General features: G+C 49.3%; 15 protein-coding genes and 1 tRNA gene. 6 read left to right on the top strand and 10 right to left on the bottom strand.

Annotation, left to right across the window (positions count from 1 at the left end; all coding sequences use genetic code 11):
• Positions 1-30 precede the first annotated feature (30 nt).
• A protein-coding gene (locus P1P86_00380) for an IS630 family transposase (GenBank protein ID MDF1573634.1) occupies positions 31-1,163 on the top strand; the annotation gives its coding sequence in 2 pieces (ribosomal slippage) (positions 31-469 and positions 469-1,163; 1,134 coding nt in all).
• Here the strand turns inward: P1P86_00380 and P1P86_00375 are convergent.
• Positions 1,155-1,820, bottom strand: coding sequence for a hypothetical protein (locus P1P86_00375; protein ID MDF1573633.1), 666 nt, complete (start codon positions 1,818-1,820; stop codon positions 1,155-1,157). The genes P1P86_00380 and P1P86_00375 overlap by 9 nt on opposite strands.
• 323 nt (positions 1,821-2,143) lie before the next feature.
• On the opposite strand from P1P86_00375, the gene P1P86_00370 reads away from it, so the two are divergent.
• The gene (locus P1P86_00370; protein MDF1573632.1) at positions 2,144-3,532 is read left to right on the top strand and encodes an aminopeptidase P family protein; all 1,389 of its coding nucleotides are present in this window, start codon (positions 2,144-2,146) and stop codon (positions 3,530-3,532) included.
• Positions 3,533-3,667: 135 nt separating this feature from the next.
• On the opposite strand, the gene P1P86_00365 is transcribed toward P1P86_00370, so the two are convergent.
• The 3 genes from P1P86_00365 to P1P86_00355 are packed head-to-tail and all read right to left on the bottom strand — an operon-like array spanning position 3,668 to position 7,043.
• Positions 3,668-4,405, bottom strand: a complete 738-nt coding sequence (locus tag P1P86_00365) for a succinate dehydrogenase/fumarate reductase iron-sulfur subunit (GenBank protein ID MDF1573631.1) — start codon at positions 4,403-4,405, stop codon at positions 3,668-3,670.
• A gap of 13 nt (positions 4,406-4,418) precedes the next feature.
• The gene (locus P1P86_00360; GenBank protein MDF1573630.1) at positions 4,419-6,359 is read right to left on the bottom strand and encodes a fumarate reductase/succinate dehydrogenase flavoprotein subunit; all 1,941 of its coding nucleotides are present in this window, start codon (positions 6,357-6,359) and stop codon (positions 4,419-4,421) included.
• Between the two features lie 18 nt (positions 6,360-6,377).
• Positions 6,378-7,043 (bottom strand): succinate dehydrogenase cytochrome b subunit, encoded by a 666-nt coding sequence (locus P1P86_00355; GenBank protein ID MDF1573629.1) that lies wholly within the window; start codon positions 7,041-7,043, stop codon positions 6,378-6,380.
• 137 nt (positions 7,044-7,180) lie between these two features.
• Between P1P86_00355 and P1P86_00350 the strand changes: the two genes are divergently transcribed.
• Positions 7,181-8,434, top strand: a complete 1,254-nt coding sequence (locus P1P86_00350; GenBank protein ID MDF1573628.1) for an aminopeptidase P N-terminal domain-containing protein — start codon at positions 7,181-7,183, stop codon at positions 8,432-8,434.
• A 6-nt stretch (positions 8,435-8,440) separates the two neighbouring features.
• Positions 8,441-9,256, top strand: coding sequence for an alpha/beta hydrolase (locus P1P86_00345; protein ID MDF1573627.1), 816 nt, complete (start codon positions 8,441-8,443; stop codon positions 9,254-9,256).
• A 70-nt stretch (positions 9,257-9,326) separates the two neighbouring features.
• Here P1P86_00345 and P1P86_00340 read toward each other — a convergent pair whose 3' ends face one another.
• The 4 genes from P1P86_00340 to P1P86_00325 all read right to left on the bottom strand — a co-directional run bounded on the left by P1P86_00340 (position 9,327) and on the right by P1P86_00325 (position 12,164).
• Positions 9,327-9,836, bottom strand: coding sequence for a Spy/CpxP family protein refolding chaperone (locus tag P1P86_00340; GenBank protein ID MDF1573626.1), 510 nt, complete (start codon positions 9,834-9,836; stop codon positions 9,327-9,329).
• Between the two features lie 83 nt (positions 9,837-9,919).
• Positions 9,920-11,587 (bottom strand): S41 family peptidase, encoded by a 1,668-nt coding sequence (locus P1P86_00335; protein ID MDF1573625.1) that lies wholly within the window; start codon positions 11,585-11,587, stop codon positions 9,920-9,922.
• A gap of 21 nt (positions 11,588-11,608) precedes the next feature.
• Positions 11,609-12,067, bottom strand: coding sequence for a dCMP deaminase family protein (locus P1P86_00330; GenBank protein MDF1573624.1), 459 nt, complete (start codon positions 12,065-12,067; stop codon positions 11,609-11,611).
• Between the two features lie 13 nt (positions 12,068-12,080).
• Positions 12,081-12,164: transfer RNA gene (locus tag P1P86_00325), tRNA-Leu, on the bottom strand.
• A gap of 187 nt (positions 12,165-12,351) precedes the next feature.
• Here P1P86_00325 and P1P86_00320 point away from each other — a divergent pair.
• A complete protein-coding gene (locus tag P1P86_00320; GenBank protein MDF1573623.1) occupies positions 12,352-13,911 on the top strand; it encodes an aldehyde dehydrogenase family protein in 1,560 nt (519 codons plus the stop codon).
• Positions 13,912-13,994: 83 nt separating this feature from the next.
• Here P1P86_00320 and dxs read toward each other — a convergent pair whose 3' ends face one another.
• Complete coding sequence (gene dxs / locus P1P86_00315) at positions 13,995-15,926, bottom strand: 1-deoxy-D-xylulose-5-phosphate synthase (GenBank protein MDF1573622.1); 1,932 nt, start codon at positions 15,924-15,926, stop codon at positions 13,995-13,997.
• Positions 15,927-16,056: 130 nt separating this feature from the next.
• Here dxs and P1P86_00310 point away from each other — a divergent pair, with 130 nt between their 5' ends.
• Entirely contained in the window at positions 16,057-17,055 is a 999-nt protein-coding gene (locus P1P86_00310; GenBank protein ID MDF1573621.1) for an OmpA family protein, read from the top strand.
• Here P1P86_00310 and frr read toward each other — a convergent pair.
• Entirely contained in the window at positions 17,052-17,615 is a 564-nt protein-coding gene (gene frr / locus P1P86_00305; protein MDF1573620.1) for a ribosome recycling factor, read from the bottom strand. The two genes, P1P86_00310 and frr, sit on opposite strands and share 4 nt — an antisense overlap.
• Positions 17,616-17,630 lie beyond the last annotated feature (15 nt).

Here is a 17,630-nt window from a genome sequence, read left to right as displayed (position 1 = left end):
GTTTTATTATTTAACTTGCCATCAAAAACGATGGTACGGTATAAAGTAACTTTAACTCAAGATGAGCATGAGTTGTGCAAGCGCACATTAGGCAAGGGAAAACATAGCTCACAGGAGTATCGAAACGCCTGCATCCTGATAAATACAGATGAGGGGCCTTTTGGTCAGAAATTGTCCAACGAGCAAGTTGCCCAGGTATTGCAAATAAACACCAAGACTGTTGAGCGTGTGAAACAACGATTTGTAGAGGAAGGCTTTGATGCATGCATGGATCGCAAGCCATACCCAAAGAAGGGTCCCAAGAAGGCGGATGGTGATTTTGAAGCTCATTTAGTGGCCCTAAGCTGTAGTGAAGCTCCAGAAGGCTATGCACGTTGGTCCTTACGGATGCTTGCAGACAAGATGGTAGAACTGGCATATACCGAAACAATCTCACATGAAACTGTTCGTCAGGTGCTTAAAAAAACGAAATCAAACCGTGGCGGGTCAAAGGTTGGGTGATCCCTCCTCTGGCAAATAGCGACTTTGTAGCCCATATGGAATCTGTACTGGATATATACAAAATGCCTTATGACAAGCGATATCCGGTTGTGTGTATGGATGAGTCGCCGAAACAACTGATTAAGCAAACACGCATTCCTATTGCCAGGAAACCGGGGCATGATGCTAAAGAGGATTATGAATACTCCAGGCAGGGTGTTGCGAATATCTTTCTTGCCAACGAACCCTTGAAGGGAAAACGGTATATCAGGATCAAGAAAAGCAAAACGAAGAAGGACTGGGCATATTTTGTCAGGTACATTGCAGATCAGAAGTATCCCAATGCAGAGAAGATACGGCTGATAATGGATAACCTGAATACCCACAAACTCTCAGCGTTGTATGAGACTTTTTCTCCGGAAGAAGCCAAGCGGATATGGGACAGGTTTGAGTTTATCTATACCCCTAAACACGGCAGTTGGTTGAATATGGCCGAAATTGAACTCAATGTTTTGATGGGCCAGTGTTTAAACCGGAGAATTGACAACACAGTTACCATCAGAAAAGAGACAAGGGCCTGGGTGAAAGATAGAAATAATAAGAATGCTAAGATAAACTGGCAATTTAAAACCGATGATGCTCGAATAAAGTTGAAAAGACTCTATCCGACAATATCATCTTGACATGACACTAGCATGATCTAACTCATTCTTGCGGAACACATATACCAGGCCATATTCCGAGGCTTTTTCTCTGCGCATCTCTTCGGGAAGGTCGTTATAGGTATGTTCCACCTCGTTCCAGATTTGCTGTATTACCCCATCGATCAGGGAACGTTGCTCGTTCAATTGCTCCTGTGTGCGCTGATTACGGAGTTTCAGGCTTTTCTGGTAGTTATGATATTCCATAAATTTGTCGAAATGAACCTTCAAAACAGCAATGGTCGGATTGGTGATTGGATTCAGGCCCTTGTTTCTTCTTTTTCTTTCTCCCTCAATAAGCTGTTCTCCCCACTTTATCACGTCCTCTTCCGCAGAAAGGGAAGGGATTTTCCTTTCGTCCTCTTCCAGCCCGAAATAGTTCCTTGTTTCCGGAGTCAGGTCCCCTCTTACGATAGCCAGATTTACCACCTGAACAAAATGAGAGATGTACAGGCGTACCTTTTTCAGCCGTTTCTGATACTCTTTGTTTTTTTCCGCATGAAGATTCAGGGAATTCTTGTGTTCGCTTATGGCATTTTCAAACTGGGGGAGTAAGGCCTGCATCTTCCTTAGGGAATTGGGACTAAAGGCCAGTTTAAATGGTGGAAGGTCTTTTCCTTTATCATAAGCCGACTTCATGGATTTAAGCCTTGCAGAATCTGTATTGGGTAAACGGCGATAGGGCATGTTAGTAAAAATGTTGATCAAGGGTTAATAAATGGCTTTTCAACTGCGAATATATAAATAAAATGAAGCTATGCAAGGCTATTCGCATTTTTTTACGCTTTGGTTATTAAAAGGTTACAAAATTCCCGGATAAGCTCCGTAAATGAGCGTTTTTCAGCCTTTCTGCTTTAAAGCCGCACTTTTCGCGAGAAAACTAATTCCTCAAATAATGCCGTTTGTTAAAAATGAGGCTACTTTTATTTAATATATCTATCATTACAAAAAACAGGATCAATATGTTTGCAAAAGAGGTTTACTGGCAGAGAAGAAAAATGTTGCGTGCACTGGTTGGGGATGGGGTTATCCTGCTTCCGGGAAACGAGGAGAGTGCCATGAATTACGGGGCGAATACCTACCATTTCAGGCAGGATAGCAGCTTTTTATATTTTTTCGGGATCAGCAGGCCGGGTTTTTATGGAGTATGCGATGTGGACAATGACCGGGATATCCTGTATGGCAACGATTTTGGCATCGATGATATCATATGGATGGGCGAGCAGCCAGCGGTCAGTGAACTGGCAGCCAGGATTGGAGTTGACCGCTCGGCATCTGTAAAGGACCTCGCTAACTTTCTGAAGGAGGTCAGAAAATCGGGCCGGAAAATACATCTTCTGCCCACCTACCGGGGCGATCAGGTATTGAGCCTGTCGAATTTAATGGAAGTGAATTATGAAGAGCTTTCGAAAAGGGTATCCAGGGAGCTGATCGCAGCGGTGGTTAAGCTGCGTTCCGTGAAGGATAAGTACGAGATCGAAGAGATGGAGAAAGCCGTGGATGTGGCCTGGATCATGCATACCACGGCCATGAAGATGGGCTTCCCGGGTAATTTTGAGAGGGAGCTGGCCGGAGCTATCGAAGGGATTGCTCTCTCCCATGGAGGACCGGTCTCTTTCCCGGTCATTCTGAGTATGGATGGTCAGACCCTGCACAACCATTATCACGGTAACGAGTTGAAGGAGGGGAGGATGGTGGTTTGCGATGCCGGGGCAGAAACGTCCAGAAGTTATGCAAGCGATATTACCAGGACCTTTCCGGTGGGGGGGAAATTCTCCAGCCAGCAGAAAGATATTTATAACATCGTTCTGAAGGCCAATACCGAAACCATTAAAGCCTCCATACCCGGACGTACCTACCGGGAAGTGCACCTGATGGCTGCAAGGATCATTGCAGGGGGATTACAGGATCTGGGCCTAATGAAAGGGGATCTTGATGAGGCCGTATCAGCCGGGGCACATGCCTTGTTTTTTCCGCATGGGCTGGGCCATATGCTTGGCCTGGATGTTCATGATATGGAAGGATTGGGAGAAAATTATGTGGGATATAGTTCTTCCGTGAAAAGAAGCGATCAGTTTGGACTGGCCTACCTGAGGATGGGTCGCGAACTGGAACCCGGTTTTGTGGTGACCAATGAGCCCGGCTGCTACTTTATTCCTGCCCTGATCGATCAGTGGAAAGCAGAGCAGAAACATGGTCGCTTTATCAACTACGATCAGGTGGATAAATACCGGGGCTTTGGCGGTGTCAGGATCGAAGACGATGTGCTTATTACCGGGTCGGGCAGCAGGGTACTGGGCACACCCGTTCCCAAAACAGTGGAAGAGGTGGAGGAAACCATGAGCTCATAAACAATGCCGTGGCAATTTTACTCTTGCGCTTAAAACATTTACTGCATAAATCTTTGTAGGCGCTGCAAGCAAAAATGCCACAGTGATAAATCGCAAGGGTTCCTGCACGTAAAAGGAGGGAAGCCTGCGTTGTGATCAGAGTGCCGCTTTGTAATACTCCCTGTTCAGCCTGGCTATATTGGTGAGCTTGATGCCCTTGGGACATTCAGCCTCACAAGCTCCCGTATTGGTGCAGTTCCCAAAGCCCAGTTCATCCATTTTAGCCACCATATGACGAACCCGGTCCCTGGCCTCTATCCTGCCCTGCGGCAGCAGGGTGAGGTGGGATACTTTGGCGCCCACAAAAAGCATGGCTGATGCATTCTTACAAGCGGCAACACAGGCTCCGCAACCGATGCAGGCGGCGGCATCCATGGCCAGGTCGGCATACTCCTTCTTTATGGGAATATTGTTGGCATCGGGGGCGCTGCCTGTATTTACAGACACATAGCCTCCTTCCTGGATCAGTTTGTCAAAGGCACTGCGGTCCACCATCAGGTCCCTGATGACCGGGAAGGCCCTGGCCCTCCAGGGCTCAATGACAATGGTGTCGCCATCCCTGAATTTTCGCATATGCAGCTGGCAAACCGTGATCAGGGAGTCGGGGCCGTGCGGCCGGCCGTTGATATACAGTCCACAGGCACCACAGATCCCCTCCCGGCAGTCGTGGTCATAAATGACCGGTTCTTCACCCCTGGAGATCAACTCTTCGTTCAGAACATCGAGCATTTCCAGGAAGGAGCTGTCGGATGAAATATTTTGGAGCTGGTAGTTCACAAAATTACCCCTGCTGTTGGGATCCTTCTGGCGCCAGATTTTCAGTTTCAGGTTCATGGCAGATTATCTCTTATTTATAATTCCTTTGTTTGACTTCGATGTATTCAAATTTCAGGGGCTCTTTATGGAGTACATGCTCTTTGTCCTCTCCCTTATACTCCCAGGCAGCCACATAAGTAAAGTCCTTGTCATTACGCAGGGCCTCTCCTTCTCCGGTCTGGTATTCCTCCCGGAAATGACCCCCGCAGGACTCCTCCCTGTTCAGGGCATCCCTGGCCATCAGGTCGCCGAGCTCTATAAAATCGGCCAGGCGGCTGGCCTTTTGCAACTCCACGTTCAAATCGTTCAGCTCACCCGGGATATTCACGTTGTTCCAGAATTCTTTCTTCAGGTCTGCAATTTCCAGGATGGCTTTCTCCAGTCCCTCCTTGTTCCTGGCCATCCCCACATAATTCCACATGATGTGTCCAAGTTTTTTATGGAGGGTATCCACACTCATGGTCCCTTTCACGGCCATCAGCTTTTCCAGTTGCTCCTGAACCTCCTTTTCCGCCTGCTCAAATTCCGGCAGATCGGTTTTAAAGCGGGGGGTGTTGATTTCATGGGCCAGGAAGTTCTGGATGGTATAGGGCAGTACGAAATATCCGTCTGCAAGTCCCTGCATCAAAGCCGAGGCCCCGAGCCTGTTGGCCCCATGGTCGGAGAAATTGGATTCTCCGGTGGCAAACAGTCCGGGTATGGTGGTTTGCAATTCATAATCGACCCAGATCCCGCCCATGGCGTAGTGAATGGCCGGATAGATCATCATGGGGACTTCATAGGGATTATGATCCGTGATTTTCTCATACATCTGGAACAGGTTGCCATATTTGGCCTCAATGACATCCTTACCCAGCCGCTGAATGGCATCTCTGAAATCCAGGAATACGGCCAGCCCGGTTTCATTTACTCCAAAGCCTGCATCACAGCGTTCCTTCGCTGCACGTGAGGCCACATCCCTGGGCACCAGGTTCCCGAAGGCCGGGTATCGCCTCTCCAGGTAGTAATCCCGGTCTTCCTCCGGTATATCAGCTCCTCCAATCTCACCATTCTGCAGACGTTTCGCATCTTCCAGCTTTTTAGGCACCCAGATGCGCCCGTCGTTCCGCAGACTTTCGCTCATCAGTGTAAGCTTGGACTGGTATTCCCCGTGCACCGGTATGCAGGTGGGGTGGATCTGGACAAAACTGGGATTCCCGAAGAAGGCCCCTTTTTTATAACACTGCCAGGCGGCGGTAACATTGGCTCCCATGGCCATGGTGGAGAGAAAGTACACATTTCCGTAGCCACCGGAAGCCAGCACCACCGCATGGGCACTGAAACGTTCCAGTTTGCCGGTGATCACATCGCGGGCGATAATTCCGCGCGCTTTTCCATCGACAATCACCAGGTTAAACATTTCCATCCGGGGATACATCTCCACGTTTCCCTTTTTCACCTGTCTGCTCAGGGCCTGGTAAGCTCCAAGAAGAAGCTGCTGACCGGTCTGGCCACGCGCATAAAAAGTCCTGGAAACCAGGGCGCCTCCAAAAGAGCGGTTATCCAGTGTTCCTCCATATTCCCTGGCAAAGGGCACCCCCTGGGCCACGCACTGATCTATGATTTCGTTGCTCACTTCAGCGAGCCGGTAAACATTGGCTTCCCGGGAGCGGTAATCCCCGCCTTTGATGGTGTCGAAAAAAAGCCGGTAGATGCTGTCACCGTCATTCTGATAATTCTTTGCTGCATTGATGCCGCCCTGGGCCGCAATACTGTGAGCACGCCTGGAGCTGTCCTGGTAGCAGAAGGATTTCACTTTAAATCCCATCTCCGCCATGGAGGCTGCTGCTGCGGCACCAGCCAGGCCCGTCCCGATTACAATCACATCCAGTTTTCTTTTGTTGGCCGGGTTGACCAGGTTCTGGTTGGATTTGTAGTTGGACCATTTCTCAGCCAGGGGTCCTTCAGGGATCTTCGATTGTAGCTTAAGCATATCGGGTTATTGTTATTATTATTGAAAGTAGATGATCACCGGGATGAGCGAGTAACCGGCCACCACAAAGACCGTGTAAATAATGGCCAGTACCTGGACCGCCGGGGTGTATTTCCTGTGGTCCATCCCAAGGGTTTTAAAGGCCGACTGGAAACCGTGAATCAAGTGGAATCCCAGGAAAATAAAGGCTGCTATATAGAAGATTACAAAGGGCAGCACTTTAAATTTATCTACAATTTCCGATGCAAAATCGTGGTAAGCAACTCCGTCCACTATGATCTCGGTGGCATGGCCGAATTTGGCTTTGATATAGAAGTCCAGGAAATGGATCACCAGGAAGACCAGGGTAATGGCCGCCGTATGGATCATGAATTTCGAAAAGAAGGAGGTGTTTGAGTAGTTAGCTTTGTTGTACCGACTGGGTCTTGCAATCCAGTTCTGAATCTGAAGAATAAGGGCATAGATGATATGCAGCAGAAAACCTCCGAATAAGATGATCTCAAAGATCTTTATCAGGATATTTGAGCTCATAAAGTGGGCTGCTTTGTTGTAGACCATGGGGTCTTCATAGATGATAACCAGGAGATTGATCCCCATATGAACCAGCAGGAATACAATGAGGAAAATTCCGGCAAGCGACATTAAAAGTTTCTTTCCAATGGAAGAGGTTAATATTCCGGACATATGATTACAATTAAAATAAGTTACTTAAATTGCAAAGGGTAGTCAACAAATATAAGATTTTCTGATTCTTGTAAAAGGGTGTGTAGCATTTCCTACAGCAGTTTAAACACCTTCTAAAGTAAAGCCCTGGGTATCGGATGAAATCAAATCCTGTTACTTCTTATTTATTCATAAACAACAGGCTCAGGCTGTCCCGGTTGATGCTGCCGGGTGCTGTGGCCCTGATCAGGTCGGGTGAAAGGAAGTTGAGAAATGGCGACCAGGCCTATCCTTTCAGGCAACGCTCAGACTTTTTTTACCTGACCGGGATCAGCCAGGATAAAAGTTTCTTTCTCTTTGCGCCGGATTTTCCGGACCCTGTTCTCAGGGAGATTCTTTTTATTGAAAGACCTACCCTGAAATCGGAGTTGTGGACGGGACGCCGTCCGGGCCCGGAACAGCTCCGGGCACTTTCAGGAATCGGACAGGTGCGCTGGCTGGATGAGCGCGATGCTTACCTTCAGCTTTTAATCGGGGATGAAACACTGGTCTATACCGATCATCTGACCGGCGAGGAAGAGGAGGCCGGCAAAAACCAGTATCCCCGGACAAAAGCTCTGGCTCCCCTGCTTCAGAGTCTGAGAATGATTAAGCAGCCCGAAGAGATTGCTGTTATAAAAAATGCGGTTTCGATCACCAGGTCGGCCTTTCTGAGAGTTCTGCGAAAGCTGGAACCGGGGATGTACGAATATCAGGTGGAGGCAGAGATTATCGGCGAGTTTATCGGAAGAGGAGCAGAGGGGCATGCTTTTGAACCGATTGTGGCCAGTGGTAAAAACGCGCTGGTTCTGCATTATGTCAAGAACAACTGTATCTGCAGAGATGGAGAACTCTTGCTGATGGACTTCGGAGCAGAGGTCAATTACTATGCTTCCGACTGTTCACGTACCATCCCGGTGAACGGACGCTTCACCCCTCGGCAGAGGCAGCTCTACGATGCCGTATTAAGGGTGTTCCGGCAGGCCAGGGACCTGATGATGCCGGGAACCTTGATGGCCGATTTTCAACAGGCGACAGGTGAATTGTGGGAGGAGGAACATATCTCACTGGGACTCTACTCCCGGGACGATGTGGCATCTCACCAGGGTACCGAGCCACTCTGGAAGAACTATTTTATGCATGGCACCTCTCATTCCATGGGGTTGGATGTGCATGATCCTTTCGACCGTCTCCATCCTTTTGAACCTGGGATGGTGTTTAGCTGTGAACCTGCCATATACATAGCGGAAGAGGGTGTGGGAATCCGGCTGGAAAATGATATATTGATTACTGAAAAAGGTCCGGTCGATTTGATGGAAGATATTCCCATGGAAGCGGATGAAATCGAAGATCTGATGAACCAGGCATCTTAAGAAGGCATGGAGAAGCAAATCAGGTATAAAGGGATTGACCTGTTCTACTCCGATTCTGGAGTGGGCCCCTGTATGGTACTGATACATGGTTATCTGGAGAATGGAAGGATTTGGCAGCCCTTTATGGATATGTTTCCGGAGGGCTTCCGGTTTGTCGTTCCCGATCTTCCCGGACATGGCAGCTCGGAAAGCTGGGGAAAGATACACAGCATGGATGAGCTTGCAGAAGCTGTCAGGACCATTCTGGATGAGGAAGGGATCCCCCGGGCATTTGTTGCCGGGCACTCCATGGGAGGCTATGTAACCATGGCCTTTGCCCAATTATACAGCGATCGTCTGTCTGCTTATGCACTGCTTCACTCGACCCCTTTTGCCGACACGGAAGAAAAGCGGGAGAATCGGGACCGGGAGATCAGTCTGGTACTCTGCGGAAAGAAGAGACAGATCGTAATGGTCAATATTCCCAAGGCATTTGCTTCGGAGAATCTGGACAGACTATCCGGGGAAGTGGACCGCCTGAAACAAATGGCACTTCATTGTCCGGATCTGGGTATTATTGCCCTGCTGAACGGGATGAAGGAGAGGCCGGACCGGACCGCGGTGCTTCAAAATCTTCCTTTACCCCTGTTGCTGATCGGGGGGATGAAGGATAATTATATTCCGGCGGAGCTTTTTGAAAAACTGGTCTCCCTGGCACCTCATGCCCGGGTGCTGCGTTTGGAAGAAAGTGGTCATCTGGGCTTTCTGGAAGAGCCTGGACCCGTGGTCCGGGCTTTCCTGGAGATACTGGAAACGATTACCCTGAAGCCCGGGCAAAAATAAAAAGGACCTGCCGCTTATGATCTTCAAGGATCAAATTCGACAGGTCCTGAATTGCTTGTATTCACTAAGCCTAAATTCCTCTGTAGCCTCTGCCGGGACCGGCATCTCTGCCTCCCCGGTGGCTGCCTTTTCCATGGAAGCCATCGCGCTGAGCAAATTTTCTGCCTTGCTGCAGCTTCATTAACTGCTCATCGCTAAGAATGTTTTTAACTGCAAGCTGGTGTTTTGCCTGAAGTTTTCTCATGCTGTTCATCAGATCGGTCTGTTCGTCAATGCTTTTGTTGACGGCGGTCAGATCCACATTTTCCTCCGAAAGCAGCGTACGTTCCCTGGCTTTCGATTCGGCCAGCTTGTTTCGCAAGGGTGTCATGGCTTTGAAGTGCTCGGTGCACAGAGTTGTCATCTGTTCCTCTTGTTCTTGTGTAAGATCAAGCATGGCATGCCAGCGGCCGTAAAAGTCTCCATCGCCAAAGGCTCCTTGTCCTCGTCCACCCTGACGGGCCGACTGGGCATTCACGGTGCTTAGCATCAGGAGTCCCAGTAACAATACTCCTGCTGATTTTATATAGTTTGTTTTCATAATAAGTAATATTTAGTAAGACAAATTGCTCTTGCATTTGCCTCTTTGACAGTCATAAGGCGTGAAGGTTTAACGGAGGGGACTCAGAGACTGGCAATGGTATCTATGGCCACTTTCAGGGTCTGGTCAATATCTGCAATGATGGGATAGAATCCCTCATTGTCTATAAGGTTTCTGGCCACATAAGCTTTGATGGTCTTTAAAAGGACCAGTTTGGAAATCCTGATATCCTCATAATCGGGCTGAACCCCTTTCCCGCTGGCATAAGAGATGAACTGGGGCAACAGGTCCTGCTCGTCCAGATAGCTTTCAATCTCCCCGGCCTGGGTAAACTGATCCAGCGAGGACCTGTGAAGGTCTGTGTAGTAGAAGGCGAAACGGTACATCAGTCCCAGGTTCCGGACCTTATTGTAGTATTCCGAAGAGCCCGAAGTATCAACCGGAACAAAAACATCCGGCATAATCCCGCCTCCGCCGTAAACAATCTTTCCACCGGGAGTCACGAACTTTTGCGCATCATCGAATTTAATGCTGTCCTGATGCTCCAGCTCCCCGCGCATCCAGCGATCGGCAAAATCATGATAATAGTCCTCTTTGCCGTTTTCGTAAGAGCGCTGAATACTCCTGCCCGTGGGGGTATAATAGCGGGCAACAGTCAGGCGGATGGCAGAGCCATCTGAAAAGCGCATTTCCTCCTGCACCAGGCCTTTCCCAAAAGACCTCCGGCCGATCACCAGTCCCCGGTCATTATCCTGGATGGCACCTGCCAGGATCTCACTGGCCGAAGCACTGGATTCGTCTATCAATACCACGACTTTGTCGTTTTTGAGGATTCCCCTGGAAGTGGCATAATCGTTTTCTCTGGGCCGGGCCCGTCCTTCGGTATACACAATCAATTGTCCCTCTTCCAGAAACTGGTCGGCGATCATGGTAGATGCTTCCATGATCCCCCCACCGTTTCTGCGAAGGTCGATAATCAGCTTCTCCACACCCTGGGTTTTCAGCTTCTCCACAGCCTGCATAAATTCATGGTAGGTGGTTTGAGCAAACTGACTGATCTTGATATACCCGGTATTTTCATTGACCTTATAGGCCACATCCACACTGTAGATGGGGATGTCGTCCCGGGTGATTTCGAATTCGAGAGGAGCTTTTTCACCCCTGCGGTGTATGGTGACCTTCACGACGGTATTTTTCGGCCCTTTCAGCATCTTGACGATGTCGTCGCTGGGAATATTTACCCCGGCGACCACGGAATCATCCACCATGATTATCCGGTCGCCTGCCAGGATCCCCACCATTTCGGAGGGACCGTTGGGTATGGTGTTGATGATGGCCACCGTATCGTCGGTCATATTAAAGGAGACACCGATTCCGCTGAAATTGCCCATCAGGGGTTCCGAAAACTTTTGGAATTCGCTGGCAGGTATATAGATGGAATGTGGATCAAGGTTATCCACCAGGGAAGGGATCACCGATTCGTTCAGCTTGGGCATGCTGACAGTATCCACATATTCGCTGAGAATATATTGCAGAGCCGAAGTGATTTTATTCCCTTTGGGTGTCAGTGAAAAACCCGATCCCGAGTTGTTGCCGGGGCGGATTGAAAACCTCTGATTACTTATTTCGTCAGATACAATGCCCCTGATACGTATCCCGGTTATCCAGTTACCCAGCAGGATTCCGATAATCAGGGCAATACTGACAATCAATGGCAGAAAAATAATCAGTCTGTCTCTCCTGGTCCTCATACTTCCCTCCCTTTATAATAGTTATTTCCTTGTTTCATCAATATCAGGCAAATGAACCAGTTCTATGTTTGCCCTTTCGAGCAGATCCAGTCCATCGGTAATCCTGTACTTTTCCTGGTATACCACCCTGACGATCCCCGACTGGATGATCAGTTTTGAACACTCCATACAGGGCGAAGTGGTGATATAGAGGGTAGAACCTTCACTGCTGTTGCTGGACTTTGCCACTTTGGTGATGGCGTTGGCCTCGGCATGCAGCACATAGGTTTTGGTGGTATCCTGATCATCTTCACACTCATTCTCAAAGCCCGAAGGGGTTCCGTTATACCCGTCGGAGATGATCATTTTGTCTTTTACCAGCAAAGCCCCCACCTGCCTCCGTTTACAATAGGAGTTTGAAGCCCAGATCCTGGCCATCTTTAAATAGCGCTTATCCATGACCAGCTGCTTTTCTTCCTGGATTGTGCTTTTTTCTGACATCGTTTGAGGATAGTGCCCAGGGCCGGGATCGAACCGGCACGATATTGCTATCACTGGTGTTTGAGACCAGCGCGTCTACCAATTCCGCCACCTGGGCAATGTATTACCAACCAACCAACCAACTAATTTTTAGAACTATTGCTAAAAACGGAGCGAAGTTAATGCTTTTCAGGATAATTGCCAAGCATGCTGATAAACTGAACGCTTCATGTTCTTAAATATCTTTTATGAAATGATGCATTGCTAAATTTGTTGGACTTTATAACTATAGAAACAGAAAACCCATGAAAGAGGAATATACGGAAAAGGTTAAGCAGGTTTTAGGCCGTTTAGAGATCAGAGATTTGAATCCGGGAGCCACCACCGGTCAGCTTGGGCTCGATACCCGGGGAGATGTCAGCTCTTCGGTTTCGCCCATTGACGGGGAGGTCATTGCAAAAGTTACCAATGCCACGACAGAGGATTACGAGTCGGTGATTCTTAAGGCGGAAGAGGCTTTTTCTGTTTGGAAAACCGTTCCCGCACCACAGAGGGGAGAGGTGGTCAGGCAGATCGGACTGGCCCTTCGCGAGTCCAGGGAGGATCTTGGTTTTCTGGTAAGCCTGGAAATGGGTAAGATCTACCAGGAAGGCCTGGGCGAAGTCCAGGAAATGATAGATATTTGTGACTTTGCCGTGGGACAGTCCAGGATGCTGTATGGCTTTACCATGCAGAGTGAACGTCCGCAGCACCGTATGTACGATCAGTACCACCCGCTGGGAATCCTGGGCCTGGTCACTGCCTTTAACTTTCCGGTGGCCGTATGGGCCTGGAATGCCATGATTGCTGCTGTTGCCGGAGACGTAGTCGTCTGGAAGCCCAGTTCGAAGACTCCGTTGACAGCCATTGCCATTCAGAATATCATCCGAAAAGTCCTGAGAGACAATAATGTCCCTGAGGGAGTATTTAATCTGGTGGTTGCGAAATCATCGGTCATGGGCGATAATTTTGCAGCAGACCGCAGGATTCCCCTCTTTTCTGTGACGGGGTCCACCCAGGTCGGAAAACACATTTCCAAAATTGTGGGCGAACGCCTGGGGAGTACCATTATGGAGCTGGGCGGAAATAATGCGCTGATCGTTTCGGAGCACGCCGACCTGGATATCGCCATCCCGGCCATTGTTTTCGGGGCTGTGGGCACAGCCGGCCAGCGCTGCACCTCCACCCGGCGTGTCATCATTCACAAATCCAGGTACGAGGAAGTAAAAACCAGGCTGGTAAAAGCCTACCGGCAGGTTTCTGCCCGGATTGGCAATCCTCTGGATGAAAAGGTGCTGGTCGGGCCGCTTGTGGATCGTCTGGCCGTGGATCTTTTTACCGAAGCCATTGCTAAAGTAAAGAAAGAAGGGGGTACCATTCTGTTCGGCGGGGAAGTATTAAAAGGGGAGGAGTATCAGGCGGGAACCTATGTGGTTCCGGCACTGGCCGAAGTTCAGAATAATTATCAGATTGTTCAGGATGAGACCTTTGCACCTCTGCTATATCTGATCAGATATGACCACATCGATGAGGCCATTGCCATTAATAACGATGTGCCTCAGGGCCTCTCTTCCGCCATCTTTACATTGAACCTGAGAGAGGCGGAACAGTTTCTTTCGGGTGTGGGTTCCGATTGCGGAATTGCCAATGTGAATATAGGAACCTCCGGTGCGGAAATAGGCGGAGCTTTTGGTGGAGAGAAGGAGACCGGCGGTGGCCGGGAATCTGGTTCCGATGCCTGGAAAGCTTATATGCGCAGACAAACCAACACCATCAATTACGGAACCGACCTGCCCCTGGCCCAGGGAATCAAGTTTGATCTTTAGGAGAGGCGACCGGCAATTTTCTTTGCCAGAAGTTCATTGGAGCCTTTTCTGGAGTGGTAAAAAAGGTATAATCCCGGGGAGGTTTATATGGCCCTGGTGAGTATCTTTGAAAGCACCAGGTTCTTGACTGCGGAGGTAATCCCGGCGACATCGTATCCACATTCCCTGTAGAGTTCTTCCTGTGTTCCGTGATCCACAAAGCGGTCCGGAATACCGAGGCGAATCACCTTGGCTTTGTAGCTGTTGTCGTTCATGTACTCAATAACCGCACTGCCAAGTCCGCCCACAATGGACGCATCTTCCAGAGTAATAATCTTAGTAAATCTGGAGAACACGGCCTTTAGAAGATTATTATCCAGCGGTTTAAGGAAGCGCATGTCATAGTGTGCCACACTGATGTGCTCCTTTTCAAGTTGTTCGATGGCCTTGCGGGCCTCGTTGCCGATGGGACCAAGAGACAAGATGGCCATATCAGATCCATCTTTAAGCTGCTGTCCTTTGCCGATCTCTATCTCGCTGAAGGCTTGTTTCCAGTCAACGGTCACTCCCTGTCCCCTGGGATAGCGAATCACAAAGGGCCCTGTGGGTTTAAGCTGAGCGGTATACATCATGTTACGCATCTCCACCTCGTTGAGGGGGGAGGCAATGATCATCCCCGGGATACACCTGAAAAAGGCAAGATCATAAGCGCCATGGTGGGTGGCCCCGTCCGACCCTACCAGTCCGGCCCGATCCAGGAAAAAGACCACCGGCAGTTTCTGAAGGGCCACATCATGAATGACCTGGTCGTAGGCCCGTTGCATAAAGGAGGAATAGATATTGCAGAAAGGGATCATCCCCGATACCGCAAGTCCGGCCGAAAACGTGACCGCATGTTGTTCGGCAATTCCCACATCGTAGGTGCGGTCGGGCATCTTATCCATCATGATCTTCAGGGAAGATCCGGTGGGCATGGCGGGAGTGATCCCAATAATCCTCTTATTGATCCTGGCCAGTTCCAGGATGGTTTCCCCAAAAACATCCTGGTAGAGGGGTGCCTGGGGCCCGTCCTGTACTTTCTTGATAATCTCCCCGGTATCGATGTCAAATCTTCCGGGTGCATGAAACTCTGTCTGGTTCTCCTCGGCCCTGGCAAAGCCTTTGCCCTTCTGGGTAATCACGTGCAGCAGTTTGGGCCCGGGGATATCTTTCATATCCTTCAGGATTTCAGTCAGGTGCAGAACATCGTGTCCATCCACCGGGCCAAAATAGCGGAAATTGAGGGACTCAAACAGGTTGCTCTGCTTCAGCAGAATGGATTTGATGGCATTCTCAATTTTCTGGGCGTAATTCCTGGCATTCGGAGCAATCTTATTCATGAAACCCAGCAGGTTCCACACATCGTTTTTGACTTTGTTGTAGGATTTTGAGGCGGTAATATCGAGCAGGTAGTCCTTCATGGCACCGACGCTGGGATCGATGGAGATGTTGTTGTCATTGAGTATCACCAGCAGGTTTTTTCCGGCATGGCCGGCATTGTTCAGTGCCTCGTAAGCGATTCCGGCGCTTAAAGCACCATCCCCTATAATGGCCACCACCTGGCGGTCCGACTGATCCCGGTAGTCGTTTCCTGCAGCCATTCCCAGTGCTGCCGATATGGAGGTGGAGGAGTGCCCTACTCCAAAAGCATCATATTCACTTTCAGATGGCTTTGGAAATCCGCTGATCCCCCTGTACTTTCTGTTGGTATGGAAAACTTCCCTTCGCCCGGTCAGTATTTTGTGACCGTAGGCCTGATGTCCCACATCCCAGATAATCTGGTCGTAGGGTGCATTAAAAACATGATGCAGGGCTACGGTCAGTTCCACGACTCCGAGGCTGGCCCCAAAGTGACCGGGATTGGATGAAACAACCTCAATAATAAACTGACGCAACTCTGAACTCATTTGCCGTAATTGCTCCGGAGTCAGGGACTTCATGTCGTCCGGACTCTCTATGGTCTCCAGTAATTTATATGCGCTCCCGCTCTCGGACATTTCTCTTATTTCGCCCTGCAAAGTTACAAATATTTATGGATGTTAATATCTTAAACAAGCAAAGGGAAAAAATGGCAAATATTAGCCCCTATTTTTATGTAATTTTCTCCAATTGAACCGTTATGAAGATATGATGAAGAGGATAAATTACATAGTCATGGGCCTGGCACTTTTAGCTTCCTGTGTTCCGGCCAGTGAATTCACGCAAATTTCCGAGAAAAGTAACTCCCTGCAGGTTGAGAGGGATGACCTGATGGCCGAAAATGAGCACCTGACGGTTGAAAACCGGGAGATGAGGGCCAGATTTGATCAGGTGGAGGAGCAGCAGAAGAAAAACATAGAGGACAGCATCCGGATTTATAAGAGAGTCGGGGAGCTTGAGGAAGAGCTTGCTCAGCTGGACAGGAAGTACGCCGATCTCCAATCGACGCATGATGCTCTTTTACGGGGCAATGCCAGGGAGACCCGCAGACTGCTCAATGAATTGCAGACTACCCAGGAGGACCTGACCGTTAAGGAGCAGATGTTAAGAGAACTGGAGGCCAGTGTGGCCGGTCAGCGCCTGGATGTAAACCGCTTACAGGCTGAACTGGAAGCCAGGAATGCCAGGTTAATTGAGATGGAGGAGATGCTTCACCAGAAGGACAGGATCCTGGATGATCTGCGTGAAAAGGTAGCCGATGCACTGCTTGGATTCGAAGGGCAGGGTCTTACCGTGACACGGAAAAATGGAAAGGTCTATGTATCCATGGATGAGAAACTGCTGTTTAAGTCGGGGAGTACCGTGGTGGACCCCAATGGTGTCAGGGCCCTCAGGCAACTGTCACAGGTTCTGGCCCGGAATCCTGAAATCAGTGTCATGATAGAGGGCCATACCGATGATGTTCCCTTCAGGCAGGGATCATCCATCAAAGACAACTGGGATCTGAGTGTATTGAGAGCAACCTCCATTGTGAGGATATTGCTGGATGGGTCGAGCATAGATCCCACCAGGCTGACCGTGGCCGGGAGGGGGGAGTTTCTGCCCGTGGATCCGGCTAAAACCCCTGAGGCCAGAAGAAAGAACCGTCGCACAGAGATCATCCTGTCGCCCGATCTCTCGGAGGTGTTCAGGATCCTGGAACTCTAGATGGTCATCATGTCCTTTTCCTTGGCTTCCACAATCTTTTCCACCTTTTCGGTGAATTCGTCCGTGAGCTTCTGAATTTCGTCTTCTGCAGATTTGGTTTCATCTTCCGAAAGACCATCTTTCTGCATGTTTTTATACTCTTCCTTTGCTTCGCGACGCGCATTCCTGATGCTTACGCGTGCATTTTCCCCTTCGTTCTTTACCTGCTTCACCAGATCGCGGCGGCGCTCTTCAGTAAGCTGGGGAATGATCAGCCGGATGACCTCCCCGTTATTGGAAGGGGTGATGCCCACGTTGGAAACCATCAGGGCTTTTTCAATCGGATCGATCATGCTTTTTTCCCAGGGCTGGATCATGATGGTCTTGGCATCGGGAGTACTGATGTTGGAAACCTGGTTCAGCGGGGTTGGAGTTTCATAGTAATCCACCATAATTCCATCCAGGATATGCACATTGGCTTTACCGGCCCTGATACGTATCAGCTCATTGTCTAAGTGTTCAATGGCCTTTTCCATATGCTCTTTGGCCATCTCATAGACCATTTGGACTTCTTCGTTCATGATCTCAGATTTACG

Source organism: Bacteroidales bacterium (assembly GCA_029210725.1).
Classification (GTDB): domain Bacteria; phylum Bacteroidota; class Bacteroidia; order Bacteroidales.
The sequence above is the reverse complement of the archived record's forward strand: the minus strand, read 5'-3'. Positions and strand labels throughout refer to the sequence as shown.

Excerpts from the sequence above, each read along its gene's own strand:
- dxs (MDF1573622.1), bottom strand. The coding sequence starts at position 15,926 with ATGTCCGAGAGCGGGAGCGCATATAAATTACTGGAGACCATAGAGAGT.
- P1P86_00330 (MDF1573624.1), bottom strand. The coding sequence starts at position 12,067 with ATGTCAGAAAAAAGCACAATCCAGGAAGAAAAGCAGCTGGTCATGGAT.
- P1P86_00320 (MDF1573623.1), top strand. The coding sequence starts at position 12,352 with ATGAAAGAGGAATATACGGAAAAGGTTAAGCAGGTTTTAGGCCGTTTA.
- P1P86_00310 (MDF1573621.1), top strand. The coding sequence starts at position 16,057 with ATGATGAAGAGGATAAATTACATAGTCATGGGCCTGGCACTTTTAGCT.
- frr (MDF1573620.1), bottom strand. The coding sequence starts at position 17,615 with ATGAACGAAGAAGTCCAAATGGTCTATGAGATGGCCAAAGAGCATATG.
- P1P86_00365 (MDF1573631.1), bottom strand. The coding sequence starts at position 4,405 with ATGAACCTGAAACTGAAAATCTGGCGCCAGAAGGATCCCAACAGCAGG.
- P1P86_00335 (MDF1573625.1), bottom strand. The coding sequence starts at position 11,587 with ATGAGGACCAGGAGAGACAGACTGATTATTTTTCTGCCATTGATTGTC.
- P1P86_00370 (MDF1573632.1), top strand. The coding sequence starts at position 2,144 with ATGTTTGCAAAAGAGGTTTACTGGCAGAGAAGAAAAATGTTGCGTGCA.
- P1P86_00355 (MDF1573629.1), bottom strand. The coding sequence starts at position 7,043 with ATGTCCGGAATATTAACCTCTTCCATTGGAAAGAAACTTTTAATGTCG.
- P1P86_00340 (MDF1573626.1), bottom strand. The coding sequence starts at position 9,836 with ATGAAAACAAACTATATAAAATCAGCAGGAGTATTGTTACTGGGACTC.
- P1P86_00375 (MDF1573633.1), bottom strand. The coding sequence starts at position 1,820 with ATGAAGTCGGCTTATGATAAAGGAAAAGACCTTCCACCATTTAAACTG.
- P1P86_00360 (MDF1573630.1), bottom strand. The coding sequence starts at position 6,359 with ATGCTTAAGCTACAATCGAAGATCCCTGAAGGACCCCTGGCTGAGAAA.
- P1P86_00345 (MDF1573627.1), top strand. The coding sequence starts at position 8,441 with ATGGAGAAGCAAATCAGGTATAAAGGGATTGACCTGTTCTACTCCGAT.
- P1P86_00350 (MDF1573628.1), top strand. The coding sequence starts at position 7,181 with ATGAAATCAAATCCTGTTACTTCTTATTTATTCATAAACAACAGGCTC.